Origin of the sequence: Terrisporobacter othiniensis, from assembly GCF_000808015.1 — a bacterium.
GTDB lineage: Bacteria > Bacillota > Clostridia > Peptostreptococcales > Peptostreptococcaceae > Terrisporobacter > Terrisporobacter muris.
Genome location: NZ_JWHR01000072.1, coordinates 1 through 17,462 on the forward strand (window position 1 = coordinate 1; position 17,462 = coordinate 17,462).

Annotated in this window: 18 protein-coding genes; 12 read left to right on the plus strand and 6 right to left on the minus strand. The window is 28.3% G+C overall.

The features are described 5' to 3' along the window. The first annotated feature begins 189 nt into the window (after positions 1-189). On the plus strand, positions 190-753 hold the full coding sequence (locus QX51_RS07860; RefSeq protein ID WP_039679362.1) for an NUDIX hydrolase: 564 nt from the start codon (positions 190-192) through the stop codon (positions 751-753). A gap of 12 nt (positions 754-765) precedes the next feature. Beyond that, positions 766-2,544 (plus strand): aminopeptidase P family protein, encoded by a 1,779-nt coding sequence (locus tag QX51_RS07865; RefSeq protein ID WP_039679363.1) that lies wholly within the window; start codon positions 766-768, stop codon positions 2,542-2,544. An 89-nt stretch (positions 2,545-2,633) separates the two neighbouring features. Here QX51_RS07865 and QX51_RS07870 read toward each other — a convergent pair whose 3' ends face one another. Further along, positions 2,634-3,569: an alpha/beta hydrolase gene (locus tag QX51_RS07870; RefSeq protein ID WP_079768076.1), complete on the minus strand. Its 936-nt coding sequence runs from the start codon at positions 3,567-3,569 to the stop codon at positions 2,634-2,636. Positions 3,570-3,847: 278 nt separating this feature from the next. Between QX51_RS07870 and QX51_RS07875 the strand changes: the two genes are divergently transcribed. Genes QX51_RS07875 through QX51_RS07890 form a run of 4 tightly spaced genes read left to right on the plus strand, consistent with a single transcriptional unit; the run spans position 3,848 to position 7,932 of the window. After that, a complete protein-coding gene (locus tag QX51_RS07875; protein WP_039679364.1) occupies positions 3,848-5,782 on the plus strand; it encodes a BglG family transcription antiterminator in 1,935 nt (644 codons plus the stop codon). Positions 5,783-5,801: 19 nt separating this feature from the next. Then, entirely contained in the window at positions 5,802-6,086 is a 285-nt protein-coding gene (locus QX51_RS07880) for a PTS sugar transporter subunit IIB (RefSeq protein ID WP_039679365.1), read from the plus strand. Between the two features lie 9 nt (positions 6,087-6,095). Then, positions 6,096-6,542 carry a PTS sugar transporter subunit IIA gene (locus QX51_RS07885; protein ID WP_039679366.1) on the plus strand — a complete coding sequence of 149 codons (447 nt, stop codon included), beginning with the start codon at positions 6,096-6,098 and terminating at the stop codon, positions 6,540-6,542. 22 nt (positions 6,543-6,564) lie between these two features. After that, on the plus strand, positions 6,565-7,932 hold the full coding sequence (locus tag QX51_RS07890; RefSeq protein WP_039679367.1) for a PTS galactitol transporter subunit IIC: 1,368 nt from the start codon (positions 6,565-6,567) through the stop codon (positions 7,930-7,932). A 49-nt stretch (positions 7,933-7,981) separates the two neighbouring features. Here QX51_RS07890 and QX51_RS07895 read toward each other — a convergent pair whose 3' ends face one another. After that, positions 7,982-8,209, minus strand: a complete 228-nt coding sequence (locus tag QX51_RS07895) for a (2Fe-2S)-binding protein (RefSeq protein WP_052232957.1) — start codon at positions 8,207-8,209, stop codon at positions 7,982-7,984. A 155-nt stretch (positions 8,210-8,364) separates the two neighbouring features. On the opposite strand from QX51_RS07895, the gene QX51_RS07900 reads away from it, so the two are divergent. Continuing rightward, positions 8,365-8,652, plus strand: a complete 288-nt coding sequence (locus QX51_RS07900; protein ID WP_039679368.1) for a hypothetical protein — start codon at positions 8,365-8,367, stop codon at positions 8,650-8,652. Between the two features lie 163 nt (positions 8,653-8,815). Here QX51_RS07900 and QX51_RS07905 read toward each other — a convergent pair whose 3' ends face one another. Both QX51_RS07905 and QX51_RS07910 read right to left on the minus strand, forming a co-directional pair. Beyond that, complete coding sequence (locus QX51_RS07905) at positions 8,816-9,760, minus strand: alpha/beta hydrolase (protein WP_039679369.1); 945 nt, start codon at positions 9,758-9,760, stop codon at positions 8,816-8,818. 141 nt (positions 9,761-9,901) lie between these two features. Beyond that, positions 9,902-10,837: an alpha/beta hydrolase gene (locus QX51_RS07910; protein WP_039679370.1), complete on the minus strand. Its 936-nt coding sequence runs from the start codon at positions 10,835-10,837 to the stop codon at positions 9,902-9,904. A 246-nt stretch (positions 10,838-11,083) separates the two neighbouring features. Here QX51_RS07910 and QX51_RS07915 point away from each other — a divergent pair, with 246 nt between their 5' ends. The 5 genes from QX51_RS07915 (at position 11,084) to QX51_RS07935 (ending at position 16,682) form a co-directional block, all read left to right on the plus strand. Next, the gene (locus tag QX51_RS07915; RefSeq protein WP_039679371.1) at positions 11,084-12,553 is read left to right on the plus strand and encodes an NAD(P)/FAD-dependent oxidoreductase; all 1,470 of its coding nucleotides are present in this window, start codon (positions 11,084-11,086) and stop codon (positions 12,551-12,553) included. Next, on the plus strand, positions 12,553-13,788 hold the full coding sequence (locus QX51_RS07920) for an NAD(P)/FAD-dependent oxidoreductase (protein ID WP_277613744.1): 1,236 nt from the start codon (positions 12,553-12,555) through the stop codon (positions 13,786-13,788). Before QX51_RS07915 ends, QX51_RS07920 begins: the two co-directional genes overlap by 1 nt. Next, positions 13,785-14,147 carry a DUF1667 domain-containing protein gene (locus QX51_RS07925; RefSeq protein ID WP_039679372.1) on the plus strand — a complete coding sequence of 121 codons (363 nt, stop codon included), beginning with the start codon at positions 13,785-13,787 and terminating at the stop codon, positions 14,145-14,147. The genes QX51_RS07920 and QX51_RS07925 overlap by 4 nt, the downstream gene beginning before the upstream one ends. Before the next feature lie 273 nt (positions 14,148-14,420). Beyond that, positions 14,421-15,677 (plus strand): dicarboxylate/amino acid:cation symporter, encoded by a 1,257-nt coding sequence (locus tag QX51_RS07930; RefSeq protein WP_039679373.1) that lies wholly within the window; start codon positions 14,421-14,423, stop codon positions 15,675-15,677. A 204-nt stretch (positions 15,678-15,881) separates the two neighbouring features. Beyond that, positions 15,882-16,682 carry an NAD(+)/NADH kinase gene (locus tag QX51_RS07935; protein ID WP_039679374.1) on the plus strand — a complete coding sequence of 267 codons (801 nt, stop codon included), beginning with the start codon at positions 15,882-15,884 and terminating at the stop codon, positions 16,680-16,682. Positions 16,683-16,790: 108 nt separating this feature from the next. Here QX51_RS07935 and QX51_RS07940 read toward each other — a convergent pair whose 3' ends face one another. Both QX51_RS07940 and QX51_RS07945 read right to left on the minus strand, forming a co-directional pair. Then, positions 16,791-17,135, minus strand: coding sequence for a hypothetical protein (locus QX51_RS07940; RefSeq protein WP_200886390.1), 345 nt, complete (start codon positions 17,133-17,135; stop codon positions 16,791-16,793). Further along, the coding region (locus QX51_RS07945; RefSeq protein WP_330376053.1) for a DUF2089 family protein at positions 17,122-17,462 on the minus strand (341 nt) is incomplete at its 5' end. The genes QX51_RS07945 and QX51_RS07940, both read right to left, overlap by 14 nt.

A 17,462-nucleotide genomic window follows, 5' to 3' on the forward strand; every position in this document is an offset into this window, starting at 1 on the left:
TAATAGAATATCATTGTAATAAAATTTAAGTGAAAACAAGAAAATATAATATTTAAAAATATTTTAATAATAATTTTATGCCAATAATGTTTACGTAAAAATATTATTTATTATAGTATCATATTGTTGATTATTAGCAAATAATATTATAGAATTTGAGATAGGGTCATTATTAATGGGGAGGTAACCATGAATTTAAGAAAAGAAATAGAAAATTATTTACCATATAACTGTGAAGAAGAAAAAGATAAAGAGATAATGATAAAATATATGGATACTTTTGATGATGTTCTTACTAGAAATAATGAAATAGGTCATTTTACATCATCTTGTTGGATAGTAAATAAAGATAAAACAAAAGTACTTATGGCTTATCATAATATTTATGATTCTTGGGCATGGACTGGTGGACATGCAGATGGTGATGGGGATTTACTTCATGTTTCACTGAAAGAAGCTAAAGAAGAAACAGGTTTAAAGGATGTAAGACCTTTGTCTGATGAAATTTTCTCTTTAGAAGTTCTTGGAGTTGATGGTCATATAAAAAGAGGGAAATATGTATCCTCACATATTCATTTAAATGCTACTTATTTACTTTGTGCTGACGAAACAGAAATGACACATATTAAAGCCGATGAAAATAGTGCTGTCAAATGGTTTGAGTTAGATAAAGCAGTTAAAGCTAGTAATGAACCCTATATGAAGAAGATCTATAGCAAACTTAATAAGAAGCTAAAAGATTTAAAAAAATAAAGGTGGTTTAATATGATTAATGACAGAATTGAAAAATTAAGAAATGTTATGAAAGAAAAAAACATATTTGCTTACATAATTCCATCAGCAGATTATCATCAAAGTGAGTATGTGGGAGAATTCTTTAAGGGAAGACAATTTATATCAGGATTTACTGGTTCAGCAGGAACTGTAGTTATAACTCCAGAAAAAGCTATACTTTGGACAGATGGAAGATACTTCTTACAAGCTGACAAAGAGTTAGCAACATCTTGTGTTGAACTTTATAAAATGGGAGAAGAAAATGTTCCTACAACTTTTGAATACATAGAAAATGAAGTTCCAGAAGGTTCTAAAATAGGATTTGATGGAAGAGCTATAAGTGCAGCGATGGGAGCTGGATTAGAAGCAAGTTTATCTAAGAAAAATATAACAATATCTTATGAAGGTGACTTATTAGATGAAGTATGGGAAGATAGACCAGCTTTATCTGATGCAAAAGCATTTTTATTAGATGTTAAATATAGTGGAGAAGATTTCACAAGTAAAATAGCTAGAGTTAGAAAATCTATGAAAGACTGTGGAGCAACTACTCATATATTAACAAGCTTAGATGATATAGCTTGGTTATTTAATATAAGAGGTGGAGATGTTAAATACAATCCAGTTGTACTTTCTTATGCAGTAGTTACTTTAGATAAAGCTATATTATTTGTTGATGAAAATAAATTAAATGATGAAATAAAAGCAAGCTTTGGTGAAGAAGTAGTTGAAATAAAAGGATACTTTGAGATAGATGAGTTTGTTAAAACTATAGAAAAAGAAGAAGTAGTTTTAGTTGATAGTAACAAAATAAACTACACAATATTAAAAAATATGCCAGAAGGTGTAAAAGTATTAAATTCTATGAACCCTTCAACAATATTTAAAGCAGAAAAAAATCCTGTGGAAATAGCAAATACTAAACAAGCTCATATAAGAGATGGTGTTGCTGTAACTAAGTTTATGTACTGGTTAAAAAACAACATAGGAAAAGTAGAAATAACTGAAATAAGTGCAGCAGATAAAATGACTGAGCTTAGAAAAGAACAAGGACAGTTTATAGAGCCAAGTTTCGCTTCTATAGCAGGATATGGGGCTAATGGAGCAATAGTTCACTACAGTGCGACTGAGGAAAGTAATACTACTTTAGAGCCAAAAGGATTATTCTTGTTAGATTCAGGAGGACAATATTTTGATGGAACAACTGATATAACTAGAACTTTTGCTTTAGGATCACTTACAGAAGAAGAAAAATCTAACTTTACATCAGTTGCTAGAGCAATGATAAGATTGTCAGGAGCTAAATTCTTATATGGTGTAAACGGATACTACTTAGATATATTAGCTAGAGGAATAATGTGGGAACAAGGTCTTAACTACAATCACGGTACAGGTCATGGTATAGGACATGTATTAAATGTTCACGAAGCTCCAAATGGTTTCAGATGTGACAATAGAAACTTAGCTACATTAGAAGAAGGTATGATAACTACTAATGAGCCAGGATTCTATAAAGCAGGTTCTCACGGAATAAGATTAGAGAATGAAATGCTTTGTAAAAAAGGTATAAAAAATGAATATGGCCAATTTATGGAATTTGAACCATTAACAATAGCACCATTAGATTTAGATGCTATAGATGTCAATCTTATGAATGAAGATGAAAAAGCATACTTAAATGAATATCATAAGATGGTATTCGATACAGTTAGTCCGTTCTTAACTGCTGAAGAAACTGAGTGGTTAAAAGAATATACTAGAGCTATATAATAATATATATTTAGATAGAAATAAGTCTCTTTAATCAGAGACTTATTTTTATACTTTAAAACTTAAATTTGTATTATCTAAATTAATGATTAAGAAACATACTGTTCAATAAAATCTTCTATTGTTAGCCAATAAAGAAAAGGTGCAACTAAATCAGAGTTTGCATGTTCAGCCCCTTCAACAGTTAATTTTTCTTTTGGTGAATTAGTGGCGTTGTATAACTCATTCATCATAGAATAAGGAACAAACTTATCACTATCACCATGAATATAAAGAATAGGTACAGTAGATTTTTTTACTGCATCTAATGTAGAACCTTCTCTTAAAGAGTATCCAGCTTTTAATTGAGTTACAATATTAGTAACATTTAGTATATAAGAAGATGGTAACTTTAAATAAGTTTCTAGTTCATAATTAAATGCATCCCAAATTGAAGTATAAGCACAATCAGCTATAATAGCCTTTACATTAGAAGGTAAATCTTCTCCAGAAGCCATTAAAACCGTGGCAGCACCCATAGAAGTACCATGAAGAACTATTTTAGAATTTGAATTACCTTTAATTATAAAATTAATCCAATTTATTATATCAAGTCTATCTTTCCATCCCATACCAATATATTCACCTTCACTTTTCCCATGACCTCTTAAATCTGGAATCAGCACATTATATCCCATCTTATAAAAATATTTGGCTTTAGCACTCATTAATTTACCGCTACCACCATAACCATGAACAACAATTGCCCATTTATCATTACTTTCATTCTGATTTATCATATAAGCATGTAGATTTAATCCATCAGAAGATTCAATATAATTTTCCGTATAATTAGACTCTTTGTCCAACCATTTTTCATTGTCTCTTAATTTATCACCATTATGATCTGCATATACTATATCTTTTGAATAATTTGTATTCAATGCTAAATTATAAAAAAATATTCCTACTAAAGAACTAACCCCTATAGCTCCAATTAAAAAGACTATTAAAAGAGTTATTACTATTTTCTTAATTCTTTTCATACATAATCCCCCTATAAAGATTTAAGAAATATATTATCATAGGTTCATTAGATTTTAACGTAGTATCATTTGGTATAAGTGATAAATTATGTAATATATGAAATTTTTAATACATGTTATTAAAATAAAATATATTTTTATAACATGTATTAAAGTAGTAGAATTATAAAGGACATTATCTCGCAAAGTAAGACGGCAAATGTCCTTTTATAAGAGAAATATAAAGACTATTTTAAAAAAGCTCTTCTTGATACTATATAAACATAAGGGAGATAGAAATGATAAAAGCAACAGGTAGACAAAGAGGAATAATAAATGCAATTATAAGTGCTGATGGATATATCAGTGGTAATGATTTAGCAAAAATAAATCAAATTTCTGCTAAAACAGTGCAAAGGGAGATAAAGGACATAAATGAATTCTTACAACCATATAACTGTGAAATTCTTTCTAAGAGAAGTTATGGGTATAAGATAAGATATGATAATTATGATGATTATAAAATACTAAAAAGTGTAGTTGGAGAAATTGATTGTAATTGTGTATATACGCTGGAAGAAAATAGAGTAGAGTGGTTAATAAGAAAATTGGCTTTTTTATATGCGGACAGTGAAACAGAATCCATAAAACAAGATGAGTTATGTGACGAGTTATTTATAAGTTTATCTACATTAAAAAATGATTTGAAAGTAGTAAAAGAGATATTACATAATTATGATTTAAAGTTATCACGTAAAGGTAACTCTGGAGTTTATATTAGTGGTAATGAGGCTAAATTTAGATATTTTTTATCTGATTATATTGTACATAAAACAGGTCAAGAAAAGTCAGGAACTATTCTAGAAATGATAGATACAAAATCTTCAGAAAGTATTAGATCTATAATAATTGATGTAATAAATAAATATGACTTAAACATTACTGACTTAGGATTTGATAATTTATTCAACCATATAGTTATCACTATAACAAGGATAAAAAATGACAAAATTATTAATGAAGAAGAATCAAGGCATATACCAGTAGGAGACATTGAATATGAAGCAGCAATAAATCTTTGTAGACAAATATGTGAGCTGACTGGAATAGAATTTCCAACAGCAGAGGTTGTGTATATATATCAACATTTAAAATCTCAAAATAGATTGTTTAAAGATGATAATTATTCTATAGATGAAGAAGATAATAACAATTTAGATACTATAAGAAAGTCTCTAAAAGAGATTTATTTACAAATAGGTATAGATTTTACTCATGATGAAATCCTGGAAAATGGTCTTCTTATTCACTTAAAAAGTGTTCTTCACAGAATACAATACAAGATGAAAATAAGAAACAATTTATTAGATCAAATAAAGAAAAATTATGTATTGGCTTATGAGCTAGCAAACTTTTTAGCTAAAGCTATAGAAGAAGATATGAATGTGGAAGTAGATGAGAATGAGGTTGGATTTTTGGCACTACATTTTGGTGGAGCATTAGAAAGGATGAACATAAAAGGAAGAAAAGATAGGCTTCGAGTAATTCTTATATGTGCATCGGGTATGGGAACATCCATACTTCTAAGAAGTAAACTATCGAATAGATTTGGATCTAGAATTCAAATATGTGGAGTGTATCCATCTTATAAACTTGAAGAATTAGATTTTAAAGATATAGATTTGATAATATCAACTATTAATCTACAATACAAAAACTTACCTATTATAAATATATCACCTATTTTAAGTGATGCAGATATGAATAAAATAAATCATTTTATAAGTAAAGGAAATGAGAATTACAAGTTAGATATAAAATCTTACTTTAAAGATGAAATATTTTCACCAAATTTAGAGATTAATAATTATTTAGATGTGGTGGAGTATATGTCTAGCAAAATGTATGAATTGGGTTATATAGATGAAGTAATGAAAAATTCTTTTGTGGAAAGAGAAAAACTTTCATCGACAGAGATAGGAAATATGGTTGCCATTCCTCATGCTTTAGTTGGAGATGTAAAAAAGCCTGGAATATATGTGGCAATTTTGAAAGAACCAATAAAGTGGGTATATTCAGAAGTACAACTAGTAATGATGATAGCCATAGACAAGGATGTATTCTTAGAACATGAAAATTTATTCTTAGATATATATAACCCTGTTGATGAAATGTATAAAGTAGAAAAAATAATTAACAAAAAAGATTTAAATTATATTAAGAAATTATACTAATTAAAAGGAGATTATAATTATGAAAAAAATAGTAGTAGCATGTGGAGCAGGAATAGCAACATCAACAGTAGCAATACAAAAATTAAAAGCAGGATTTGAAAAAAGAGGCTTAGGAGGACAAGTTTCATTTACTCAATGTACAGTAGCAGAATTACCAGGAAAAGTTGCAGGACATGATATGGTTGTTACTACAGCTCAATTTAACCAAAGTGTAGATATACCAGTTGTATCAGGATTACCTTTTATAACAGGATTAGGAGTAGATAAATTAATGGATGATATAGTTGCAAAACTAGGAATGTAGGTGGAATGAATGTTAAGTAAGGACTTAGTATTTTTAGATGTAGAACATGAAACTAGTGATGAGTTTTTAAATTCTATATCAGATGAACTATTAGAAAAAGGATATGTGAAAGAGTCTTTTAAGGATGCGATTTTAAAAAGAGAAGAAGAATATCCAACTGCTATAGGGACTGAAAAATATAACTTAGCTATACCTCATACAGATTCAGAACATGTAAATAAGCCAGGAGTAGCATTTGTAAGATTAAAAAAAGAATGCAAATTTAAAGAAATGTGTACTAACAATGATATAAATGTAAATATGGCATTTGTATTATTAGTTACTAAAAAAGAAGAGCAAGTAAGTCTTTTATCAAAACTAATGGGATTATTTGCAGAAACTGACTTTTTAGAGAATTTATATAACGAGCAAGACCCATCAGAAATAGTAAAAGTTTTAAATAATAAAATATTATAAATTAAAGTGGGAGGATGCAATAATGAATATATTACAGTATTTAGTAGATTTAGGGCCATCAGTAATGATGCCAATAATATTCTCAGTATTTGCTATATGTTTAGGGGTTAAGTTAGCAAATGCTGTTAAATCAGGACTTTTAATAGGGATAGGATTTATAGGTTTAAATGCAATTATAACAATATTAACAGAAAATTTAGGACCAGCAGCAGAAGCAATGGTTAAAAACTTTGGGTTAAATTTAAATGTACTTGATGTTGGTTGGCCAGCAGCTTCAGCAATAGCATTTGGTTCAACTGTTGGTGTTTTAATAATACCTTTAGGAATAATAATAAATGTTGTGATGTTACTTACAAGAACAACTAGAACAGTAAATATAGATATATGGAACTTCTGGCACTTTGCTTTTACAGGTTCTTTAGTTTATATGCTAACAGGAAGCTTACCTATAGCTTTAATAATGTCAGCAGTAAATATGGTAGTTACAATGGTTCTTGCAGATAGAACTGCTCCGTTGGTGGAAAAAGAATTAGGGCTGCCTGGGATATCAATTCCTCATGGATTCTCAGCATCTTATGTACCAATAGCATGGATAGCAAATAAAATATTAGATTTTATACCAGGAATAAATAAAATAAAAATGGATGCAAATGACATACAAAAGAAATTTGGTATATTTGGAGATCCAGCAATATTAGGAACTTCAATAGGTATTCTTCTTGGTATACTTGCAAAATACAATGTAAAAGATACTTTAAATTTAGCAGTGGTAATGGGGGCTGTACTTGTGCTTACTCCCAAAATGGCAGCAGTATTAATGGAAGGTTTAATGCCAGTATCTGAAGCAGTACAAACTTTAATTCAACGTAAATTTGAAGGAAAAGCTAAGCTTTACATAGGATTAGACTCAGCAGTAAGTGTTGGTCACCCAGTCACATTAGCAGTTTCACTAGTATTAGTACCAGTTACATTAATATTAGCTTTAATAATACCAGGAAATCAATTCTTACCATTTGCTTCGTTAGCTGGATTACCATTTATGTTTGTATTAATAACACCACTTGTAAGAGGAGATTTCTTCAGAGCATTTATAGTAGGTGTTATAGTTGTAGGAGCAGGGTTACTAATAGGAACAAATATGTCTCCATTATTTACAGAAGCAGCGCTAGCAGCTAAGTTCGCTATACCAGATGGAGCTAGAATGATATCAAGTATTGACTACGGTTCAAGCCCACTTCCATGGTTAATAGTTAAATTAACTGAATTTAAAACAATAGGAATAGGAGCATTAGTAGCTTCAACTGTTGGACTTATGTTATGGAATAGAAGTATGATTGTGAAAGAAGATCAAAAAAGCGAAGAAGTCAACAATTTAGAACAAGCTAATTAAATTTTGATTTTAATATAATATAGAAAATAAGCCTCTTTAGAATAGAGGCTTATTTTTTTAATGCTTTATAAATTTCATATTCAACAGATGAATTACACTTGCCACAGGCTGTTCCAGCCTTTGTACTTTTTCTAACTTCATTTATTCCGCTACATCCATTATTTAGAGCCTTCATAATATCATGATTAGAAACATTATAACAAGAACAAACTTTTTTAGGCTTATTTGAATTTACTATTTTATATTCTTTATATTTTTTTATTAGTTTACTGAACATAAATTTATCCCCTTAGAGTTTATTTAGACATTTAATTTTATACCCAATTATGCCTTCGCATATCAAATTAGATAAAATATAAATGCATAGAACTTATAATTCTGCTACATTTATAAATATATTCTATAAAAATATTATTAAATGGGAGGATAAACATGAAAGATAAAAATATTTTTGTTAATATTGTATATTTCGTTATAGGGGCACTGATAGTATTAGTTATGGGTGAGCTAAGTGAAATTTGTATAGATTTAAAACAAACTTCTTATGATTTTAGATATGACTATTTAGTAATGTTGGTAGAATTTGGGGGATACATGATTTTAGGTTTTTGGATAGGTATAAAAGATATTTATAATGAGTTTTATAAACATGGAAAATGGAAGTTATTAAACTTTAGTTTTATTTTAACTTTCATGATATCTTTCATATCAATCTTTTAAAAAAGTAGAAGATTAATATATAGTAAGTATAAATATTATGGTAAGAATTTAAGATAAAATATAAAATAAGCAAACAATAAAAGAAACTGTTATATATTAATTTTAAATAATTAATGAAACAGTTCCCTTTTAATACTATGGAATTTTTATTTTATAAAAAATGTTAATTACTAATGTATTTGCCTAAAAAATCAGTTACTGTATTCCAGTAAAGATCTGGATTAACTAAGTCAGCTTTTCCATGACCAGCATTTTGTACAGTAAGTTTACTTTTTTCAGAGCTTGTAGCCTTATAAAGTTCATCCATCATATAGTATGGAACAAAGTCGTCCTTATCTCCGTGAATATAAAGTATAGGAGTTTTTGATTTTGCTACTTGCTCAATAGGAGAAGCATCTTTAAGTGAATATCCAGCTTTAACCATTGTCACCATATTAGAAAGATTCATTACAGGGAAAGCTGGTAAATTAAATAAAGCTTTTAGTTGGTAAGTAAATTCATTCCAAACTGAAGTATAACCACAATCTGCAATGATAGCTTTAACATTATTAGGTAAATTCTCTCCAGATGTTGATAAAACAGTAGCAGCACCCATAGATGTACCATGTAAAATTATTTCTGAGCTAGGATTATCTTCAAGAATATTATTAATCCAGTCGATTATATCGAGCCTATCATCCCATCCCATTCCTATATAATCACCTTCACTTTTTCCATGTCCTCTTAAATCTGGAACTAGAATATTATATCCCATTTCATAAAAATGTTTAGCTTTAGAACTTACTAATTCACCTTCAGAAGTATAACCATGAACTACAATAGCCCATTTATTAGTTTTAGTTTCATTTTTAACTTCGTAGCCATGTAATTTCAAGTTATCAAAAGAGTTTATATATTTATCTGTATAATTTGAATTTTTTATTAACCAATTAACATCTTCTTCTACTTCTCCTTCAGTATCATCATCATCTCCAAATATCATATCTTTTGATGTAAATGGATTAATAGCTAAGTCATAAAAATAGTTCCCTATAAAAATTCCTGTACTAACAGTTATTAATAATAAAACTGTCGTTAAGCTTATTATGATTTTTTTCTTTTTAGTCATACTCAATCTCCTTGTATTTTAAACCTAGATAATATACTATCATAAAAATAAATATTTTGAAATACGAAATATATGCAAATAAAAACAAAAAGAATATTACTGAATTAAAATTTTCAGTAATATCCTTTTTTAAGCAATTTATCATTTAATATATTTTTTCAAATAGTCACTTATAGTTGACCAATACAAACGAGGCTGAGCTAAATCTGAGTTGCTATGTTCACCATTTTTTATAGTAACTTTCTTTTTGGGAGAGCTTGTAGCACTGTATAGTTCATTCATCATAGATATAGGAACAAATTTGTCATTATCACCGTGAAGATAAAGAATAGGTGTTTTTGATTTTTTTACTGAATCAATAGCAGATGCATTTTTTAAAGAATATCCGGCTCTTAATACAGTTACCAAATTGGTAAAATCAATTATTGGGAAAGAAGAACTATTAGAGTAACTTGTAATTTCATAATCAAAAATATCATATACAGAAGTGTAAGCGCAATCAGATATTATTGCTTTAACATTGTCAGGCAAATTCTCTCCAGAAGTCATTAAAACTGCGGCACCTCCCATAGATGTACCATAGAGTGCTATTTCAGCTTTGCTATCATCTTTTATTATTGAATTAATCCAAGCAATTATGTCTATTCTATCATCCCAACCCATACCTATATAATTTCCTTGACTTTTTCCATTGCCTCTTAAATCAGGGACTAAAACGTTATATCCCATTTTATAAAAACTAAGAGCTTTTCTACTAGTTAACTTTCCCTCTTCTCCATAACCATGAACTACAATAGCCCATTTTGATGTTTTTTTAGGTTGTTTAACAACATAGGAATGTAATTTTAAGTTGTCAAAGGAAGTTATGTATTTATCTTTGTAATTAGATTTTTTAATTAACCAGTGCTCATTATAAGAAGAACTTTCAAAGGTATAGTCAGCATAGATTGTGTTTTTAGAAGTATTGGCGCTTATTACCACATTATAAAGTAGATTACCCACAAAGGTACCAATACTAATACTTGCTATTAAGATTATGAATAAAATTGATAATAAGAATTTTTTGAGTTTTTTCATAATATATGGTCCCACCTTAAAATTATAAAATACAAAAAAATTATAATATAAAATTTAAATAACCAGTTTAAATATATAGTTAATTGTAGTAATGATGATTTATTTTTTCAAGTAAAATAAATTTAATTGATATTACAATTGAAAACTAACTATTTTCTAATAGATAAAAAATATATAAGAACTATCAAGAAGAAAAATAAAATTGTGATACACTTATATCAATAAGTTAAAAATGGGGTGAATAAAGTGAATAATACATACGATGTGGTAATAATTGGAGGGGGAGTAGTCGGAAGCTCCATTGCAAGGGAACTTTCTAAATATAAATTAAGAACCTGTGTACTGGAAAAGGAATTGGATGTATGCTTAGAAACTAGTGGAAGAAATTCGGGTGTTTTACATGCAGGGTTTAATAATAAAGTAGGATCTTTAATGGCAAAGTTTTGTGTGGAAGGGAATCAAAATTTTGATGAAGTTGCAAAAGAACTTGATATTCCTTTTAAAAGAACTGGAAAATTAGTAGTTGGTTTTACAGAAGAAGATAAAGAAAAATTAATAAAAATGAAAGAGCAAGGAGAAGCAAATGGTGTTGTAGGATTGGAAATTATAAATAATGAAAAAATTAAGAAATTATCACCATTTATTGAGGGAAACTTTGCATTATATTCTCCAAGCACAGGAATTTTAAATCCTTTTATTTATACTATTGCCATGGCAGAAAATGCAGTACAAAATGGAGTGAATTATTTTCTAGACAATGAAGTATTAGAGGTAAGAATGGATTTAAATAAAGATGAAAATATTTATGAAATAAAAACGAATAAAGGCATTTATAAATCACGATGGATAATAAACTCTGCAGGGCTTAATAGTGACAAAGTAGGAAAAATGTTAGGAATAGAAGAATACACAATATATCCATGTAGAGGAGAATATTTTATATTAGACCAAAAATTAGGACAGTTTTTAAATATGCCAGCATATCCAGTACCTAATCCAAAAGAAGGAGGTTTAGGGATACATTTAACACCTTCCATAGATGGTAATGTTTTTATTGGACCAAGCAGCGAGTATATAGATGAAAAAGATGATTATTCTGTAACTAAAAATGTTATGGATTTATTAATAAAAGACGGAGGAAGAATTTTTCCTCATATTAAAAAAGAACATTTCATAAGAAACTTCTCAGGAATTAGACCTAAGTTAGTAGGAAAAGACCAAGGTGGATATGATGATTTTAAAATAGAATTAAGAGAAGACGTTCCGAATGTAATAAATTTAGTTGGAATTGAATCACCAGGACTTACAAGTGCAGTACCTATTGCAAAATATGTAGTAAGTTTGCTATCACAAAAAGAAACTCTTAAAGAAAATCCACATTTTAATAAATATAGAAAAGGAATTATAAGTTTCAAAGATCAACCTTTAGAAATAAAAAGAAAATTAATTGAAGAAGATGAAAACTACGGAGAAGTAATCTGTAGATGTGAAACCATAACAAAGGCTGAAATATTAGCAGCTATTAATAACCCTTTGGGAGTTGAGACGGTTACAGGAATAAAGTATAGAACTCGTGCTATGATGGGGAGATGTCAAGGTGGATATTGCCAAACTAGAATAACAAAATTGATAAAAGAAGAAAAAGATAAGAAAGAAGAAGAAATCCTATACTCTAGAAAAAATTCAAATATGTTTGTAGGGAAGGTGAGAGGATAATGGTTATACAAAAAGATGTAATAATAATTGGGGGAGGTCCAGCAGGCCTGGCTGCAGCTGTAAAATTAAAAGAATGCGGAATTGAAGATATAGTAATAATTGAAAGAGAGAAAAAGCTAGGAGGAATACTTAGACAATGTATTCATGACGGCTTTGGGTTAACTAGATTTAAAGAAACTTTAAGTGGACCAGAATATGCTCAAAGATTTATAGATGAAGTAAATAAGAAAAACATTGAATATATAACGGAAACTACAGTAATAGATTTAACTAATGATAAAAAAATAATTGCAGTAAATAAAAATGGACTCTTAGAGTATGAGGCTAAAGCTGTTATTTTAACTATGGGATGTAGAGAAAGAACTAGAGGAGCTATAAGTATTCCAGGTAGTAGACCAGCAGGGATATATACTGCAGGAGTTGCTCAATCTTATATAAATTTACAAAATACTATGGTAGGTAAAAAAGTAATTATATTAGGATCTGGGGATATAGGTTTAATAATGGCAAGACGTATGACTTTAGAAGGGGCAAAGGTAGAAGCTGTATTCGAGATACTTCCTTATGCCAGTGGACTTCCTAGAAATATCCAGCAATGTTTAAATGATTATAATATTCCACTATATTTAAGTCATACAGTGACTAAGATAAGAGGAAAATCTAGAATAGAAGGAATAAGTGTAAGTGAAGTAGATGAAAACATGCAAGTGGTTGAAGGTACAGAAAAAGACTATGATTGTGACACTCTAATACTATCAGTGGGGTTAATTCCGGAAAATGAATTATCTTTAAAGGCTGAAGTTGAATTAGATAATGATACAAAAGGACCTATTGTAAATGAAAATTATGAAACAAGTGTGGATGGCATTTTTGTTGCAGGAAATGTTCTTCATGTTCATGATTTAGTTGATTTTGTTTCCTTGGAAGGTGAAAGGTTGGCAAAGGCAGTATCAAATTATATAAATAATAACAAGTTTTCAAAGTGTGAAATAAATATAGAAAAAGATAGTAATATAGGTCATACAATACCTCAAAAAATTAGTGGAGAAAATGATTTTGTTTTATCTTTGAGAGTTAGAAAACCTATTAAAAATGCTGTAATAGAAATATTACAAGATGATAATATTATAAAATCTATGAAAATGAAAAAAGCTATCCCAGCAGAAATGATTCAAATGGAAATTAATAAGGATTATATAAAATCTAAGTCAGATTTAAAGGTGGTGGTAAAATGAAAAAAATATTTACTTGTATAATATGCCCAAATGGTTGCGAAGTAGAGGTAGAGTTGAAAAATAATATAATTGACAATATTGAAGGAGCAACTTGCAAAAAAGGAAAAGAATATGTAATCCAGGAAATAAGTAATCCTCAAAGAAATATAGCAACTTCAGTAAAAGTTTTAAATGGGGATTTAGATATAGTAAGTGTTAGATTAAATAAAAGTATATCTAAGAGTATGATATTTGATGTGATGAAAGAGATTAAGACTTTGGAAGTAAAAGCCCCAGTGAAAATTGGAGATATAATTAAATCTAATATTTTAAATTTAGATGTGGATGTTATAGCAACTAAAAATATAGATTCAATATAGACAAAATAAACCTCCTAGGAATATTAAATAAATATTTTAGGAGGTTATTTATTTGACGTTAGAATTTAATTTATAAAGTAGGTAGATTATTATATTCCTTTTTATTTTAATTTACTTCTCTTTGCAACTAGAAATATTAAATATTATAAAAAATATTTTCTAGAATAGTGCTTAAGTGAATAAAATTAATAGAGGTGATTAAAGTGAAATAGTAAAAGAGATTTTTAATCAAAGCATTTGCAAACTAATATTTTGATATAAAGGAGATAGAATATGAAAGCGTCATGGGAAAATTATAAAAGTTCAATAATTCTTCTAGGCTCTATAATAATAGGGGGAGTTATTGGAGGCTTTTTGGGAGAGCAGGCTACCATATTTAAGCCTGTAGGAGAATTATTCTTAAACTTATTATTTATGACATTAGTTCCTTTAGTATTTTTTAGTGTTGCTTCAGCCATAGCAAATATGGGAGAAATTAAGAGATTAGGAAATATTTTAAAGAGTATTATTATAGTATTTTTAGTTACAGCGATTATATCAGGAATAATAACTTTAGTAGGAGTTTTAATATTCAATCCGACAAAAGGATTAAATTCACAGATGTTTGAAAGTTTAATGCAAACAGCTGAAGTAACAACTGCTGAACAGGCTGGAGTATTGCAACAGTTGGTTAACACTGTTACAGTACCTGATTTTTATAACTTACTATCAAAATCAAACATGCTTCAATTAATACTGTTCTCGATAGTATTTGGAATTGCCACTGCAATGGTGGGAGAGAAGGGAAAAATTATAGCAAGTTTCTTACAAGCTGGATCTGATGTTATGATGAAAATAATTGATTTAGTTATGAAGGTAGCGCCATTAGGTCTTGGGTGTTATTTTGCTTCAATAGTTGGTGAATTAGGACCACAAATAATATCAGGATATGCAAGATCTTTTGTACTATATTTAATTTTAACAGTTATCTTCTATTTTGGATTGTTTTCTATGTATGCTTTTATAGCTGGAGGAAAAGATGGAGTAAAAATTTATTGGGCAAATATAATTCCACCAACAGTTACCTCTTTAGCTACATGTTCTAGTGCAGCATCGATACCTGTAAACTTAGATGCATCTAAAAAGATGAATGTTCCAAATGATATAGCAGAAACGGTTATACCACTTGGGGCTAATATCCATAAGGATGGATCGGTAATAGGGGGAGTATTAAAAGTTACTTTCTTATTTGGAATATTTGGTTACAATATGACAAGTATATCATCTATTATCTCAATAATAGCAGTAGCATTTTTAGTAGGTACAGTTATGGGGGCTATTCCAGGTGGTGGTATGATAGCAGAAATGTTAATAATTACTATATTTGGATTCTCAATAGAGTTTTTACCTATCATAGCTGTTATAACTACTATAATAGATGCTCCAGCTACAGTACTAAATACAACTTCAAACACAGTATGTTCTATGCTGGTAGCTAGGTTAGTAGAAGGTAAAGACTGGATAAAAAATAGTTTGAAATCACAAGTATAAAAGAATAGTTATTATATATTAAAAAAGGTGTCTCTTTCAATGAAATAAAAATCATTAGGAGGTACCTTTTTTATAATTAAAATAAATAAGAGGTTTGAGTTATTAAATATTTCATATTATAATGATATAATGTTTATTTAATTTGTTTTATAATAAAAGTAAATAATATATTAAAAAATCATGTGAAACTAGAGGTATAACAAAATGAAAAGTGTAATTACAATAGCTTATAATAATTTAGATAAATCCATAGAAACAAAAAATATGTTGGTAGAAAAACTTAATAGAGCAGGATTTCAAGTTAGTGAGAAATTAGAGGAAAATACTGAACTTATAATATCTATAGGAGGAGATGGTTCCCTTTTACAAACTATACATAAGTTTAACTTTGCGCAAATACCAGTTATAGCTATAAACACTGGACATTTAGGATTCTTTGCAGAGATTTCTCCAGATAAAATAGATGGATTTATTCAATCATACATAAATAAAGAATATTTTATACAACAGCTTTATCCACTGGAAGCTAAAATATGTACAAAGGAAAGGTGCATAAAAATAAGTGCAGTAAATGAAATTGTAATAAAAAATATTCAATCAAGGACAGTTCACTTAGATTTACAAGTAGATGGAATGAAGATAGAGCATTTTAGTGGAGATGGTATGCTAATATCAACACCTATTGGCTCGACAGCATACAATTATTCTGCAGGGGGAAGTATAGTTGATCCAAAACTTGACTTATTTCAGTTAACCCCTATAGCACCTATGAATACAAATGCTTATAGATCATTTACTTCAAGTATTATATTACCAACAACATCAGTCATATCAATAAGTCCAGAATTTGATTTTGAAGATTCGATACTAATTGTTATAGATGGTAAACAATACAAGTATACTCAAATTGAAGAAGTAAAAATTTATAAATCTAATTATAAATTAAATTTATTGAGATTAAATGGATATGAATTTTGGAATAGAGTTGCAGAAAAATTTTTATAAAGAAAGAATACTATTTTGTAATAAGTTTTGTTAATTTAATAATTATATTAAATTATCCCATAAATTAAGTGAATGTTAATTTATGGGGTAATGTTTATATATTTTAAGTTAATCTAAATCTTGTATATTCATTTTATCTATTTCATGTTTTTTCTTATATTTGTTACGATAAGTATAGTAAATTGCTATTAGAATAACAGTAGGCACATTATAAGCTATAAATACAATTGATATTCCTATAAATATAGAAACATCAAGTGTTAATGCATTTAAAAGATAAATTAATGATATTAAAATTGATATTACAAAATTTATACCAGGAAGTATTAATCCTAGTTTTTTATTTTCTTTAGTAGATAAAAATATTTGTAAAAAAAATATTCCGACTAATATTCCTACAAAGATGATGCTATTTGATACTAATAAAATTGGTCCCATATTATTTTTCCACATCCTTTATTTTTTTATATTCATTGATTAAAAGCTTTGCAGTTTCAAAATCTAATTTGCCCTTAAGAGCTAATTGCTTAATGAGCGAAATATATGGCTCACTAGGGGTTTTATCATTTAATTCAATTTTTTGGATAAGTCTATCAAGTCTAAGCCTCACAGTAGGATAAGTAACATTATAAATACCTGCTACTTCCTTAAGGGATCCTGAAGCTAATATAAATTTTTTTATAAAATTTATATCTTCATCATCCAAATTTTCTAGCCATTTTGGAATATTATTCATAATTACCTCCGTTAAAAAGAAAAAAAGTTTAATAATATTAAAGC

What these genes read in the sequence shown, in the direction of transcription:
- QX51_RS07860 (WP_039679362.1), top strand. Translation starts at nt 190, where the DNA reads ATGAATTTAAGAAAAGAAATAGAAAATTATTTACCATATAACTGTGAA.
- QX51_RS07865 (WP_039679363.1), top strand. Translation starts at nt 766, where the DNA reads ATGATTAATGACAGAATTGAAAAATTAAGAAATGTTATGAAAGAAAAA.
- QX51_RS07870 (WP_079768076.1), bottom strand. Translation starts at nt 3,569, where the DNA reads ATGAAAAGAATTAAGAAAATAGTAATAACTCTTTTAATAGTCTTTTTA.
- QX51_RS07875 (WP_039679364.1), top strand. Translation starts at nt 3,848, where the DNA reads ATGATAAAAGCAACAGGTAGACAAAGAGGAATAATAAATGCAATTATA.
- QX51_RS07880 (WP_039679365.1), top strand. Translation starts at nt 5,802, where the DNA reads ATGAAAAAAATAGTAGTAGCATGTGGAGCAGGAATAGCAACATCAACA.
- QX51_RS07885 (WP_039679366.1), top strand. Translation starts at nt 6,096, where the DNA reads ATGTTAAGTAAGGACTTAGTATTTTTAGATGTAGAACATGAAACTAGT.
- QX51_RS07890 (WP_039679367.1), top strand. Translation starts at nt 6,565, where the DNA reads ATGAATATATTACAGTATTTAGTAGATTTAGGGCCATCAGTAATGATG.
- QX51_RS07895 (WP_052232957.1), bottom strand. Translation starts at nt 8,209, where the DNA reads ATGTTCAGTAAACTAATAAAAAAATATAAAGAATATAAAATAGTAAAT.
- QX51_RS07900 (WP_039679368.1), top strand. Translation starts at nt 8,365, where the DNA reads ATGAAAGATAAAAATATTTTTGTTAATATTGTATATTTCGTTATAGGG.
- QX51_RS07905 (WP_039679369.1), bottom strand. Translation starts at nt 9,760, where the DNA reads ATGACTAAAAAGAAAAAAATCATAATAAGCTTAACGACAGTTTTATTA.
- QX51_RS07910 (WP_039679370.1), bottom strand. Translation starts at nt 10,837, where the DNA reads ATGAAAAAACTCAAAAAATTCTTATTATCAATTTTATTCATAATCTTA.
- QX51_RS07920 (WP_277613744.1), top strand. Translation starts at nt 12,553, where the DNA reads ATGGTTATACAAAAAGATGTAATAATAATTGGGGGAGGTCCAGCAGGC.
- QX51_RS07925 (WP_039679372.1), top strand. Translation starts at nt 13,785, where the DNA reads ATGAAAAAAATATTTACTTGTATAATATGCCCAAATGGTTGCGAAGTA.
- QX51_RS07930 (WP_039679373.1), top strand. Translation starts at nt 14,421, where the DNA reads ATGAAAGCGTCATGGGAAAATTATAAAAGTTCAATAATTCTTCTAGGC.
- QX51_RS07935 (WP_039679374.1), top strand. Translation starts at nt 15,882, where the DNA reads ATGAAAAGTGTAATTACAATAGCTTATAATAATTTAGATAAATCCATA.
- QX51_RS07940 (WP_200886390.1), bottom strand. Translation starts at nt 17,135, where the DNA reads ATGTGGAAAAATAATATGGGACCAATTTTATTAGTATCAAATAGCATC.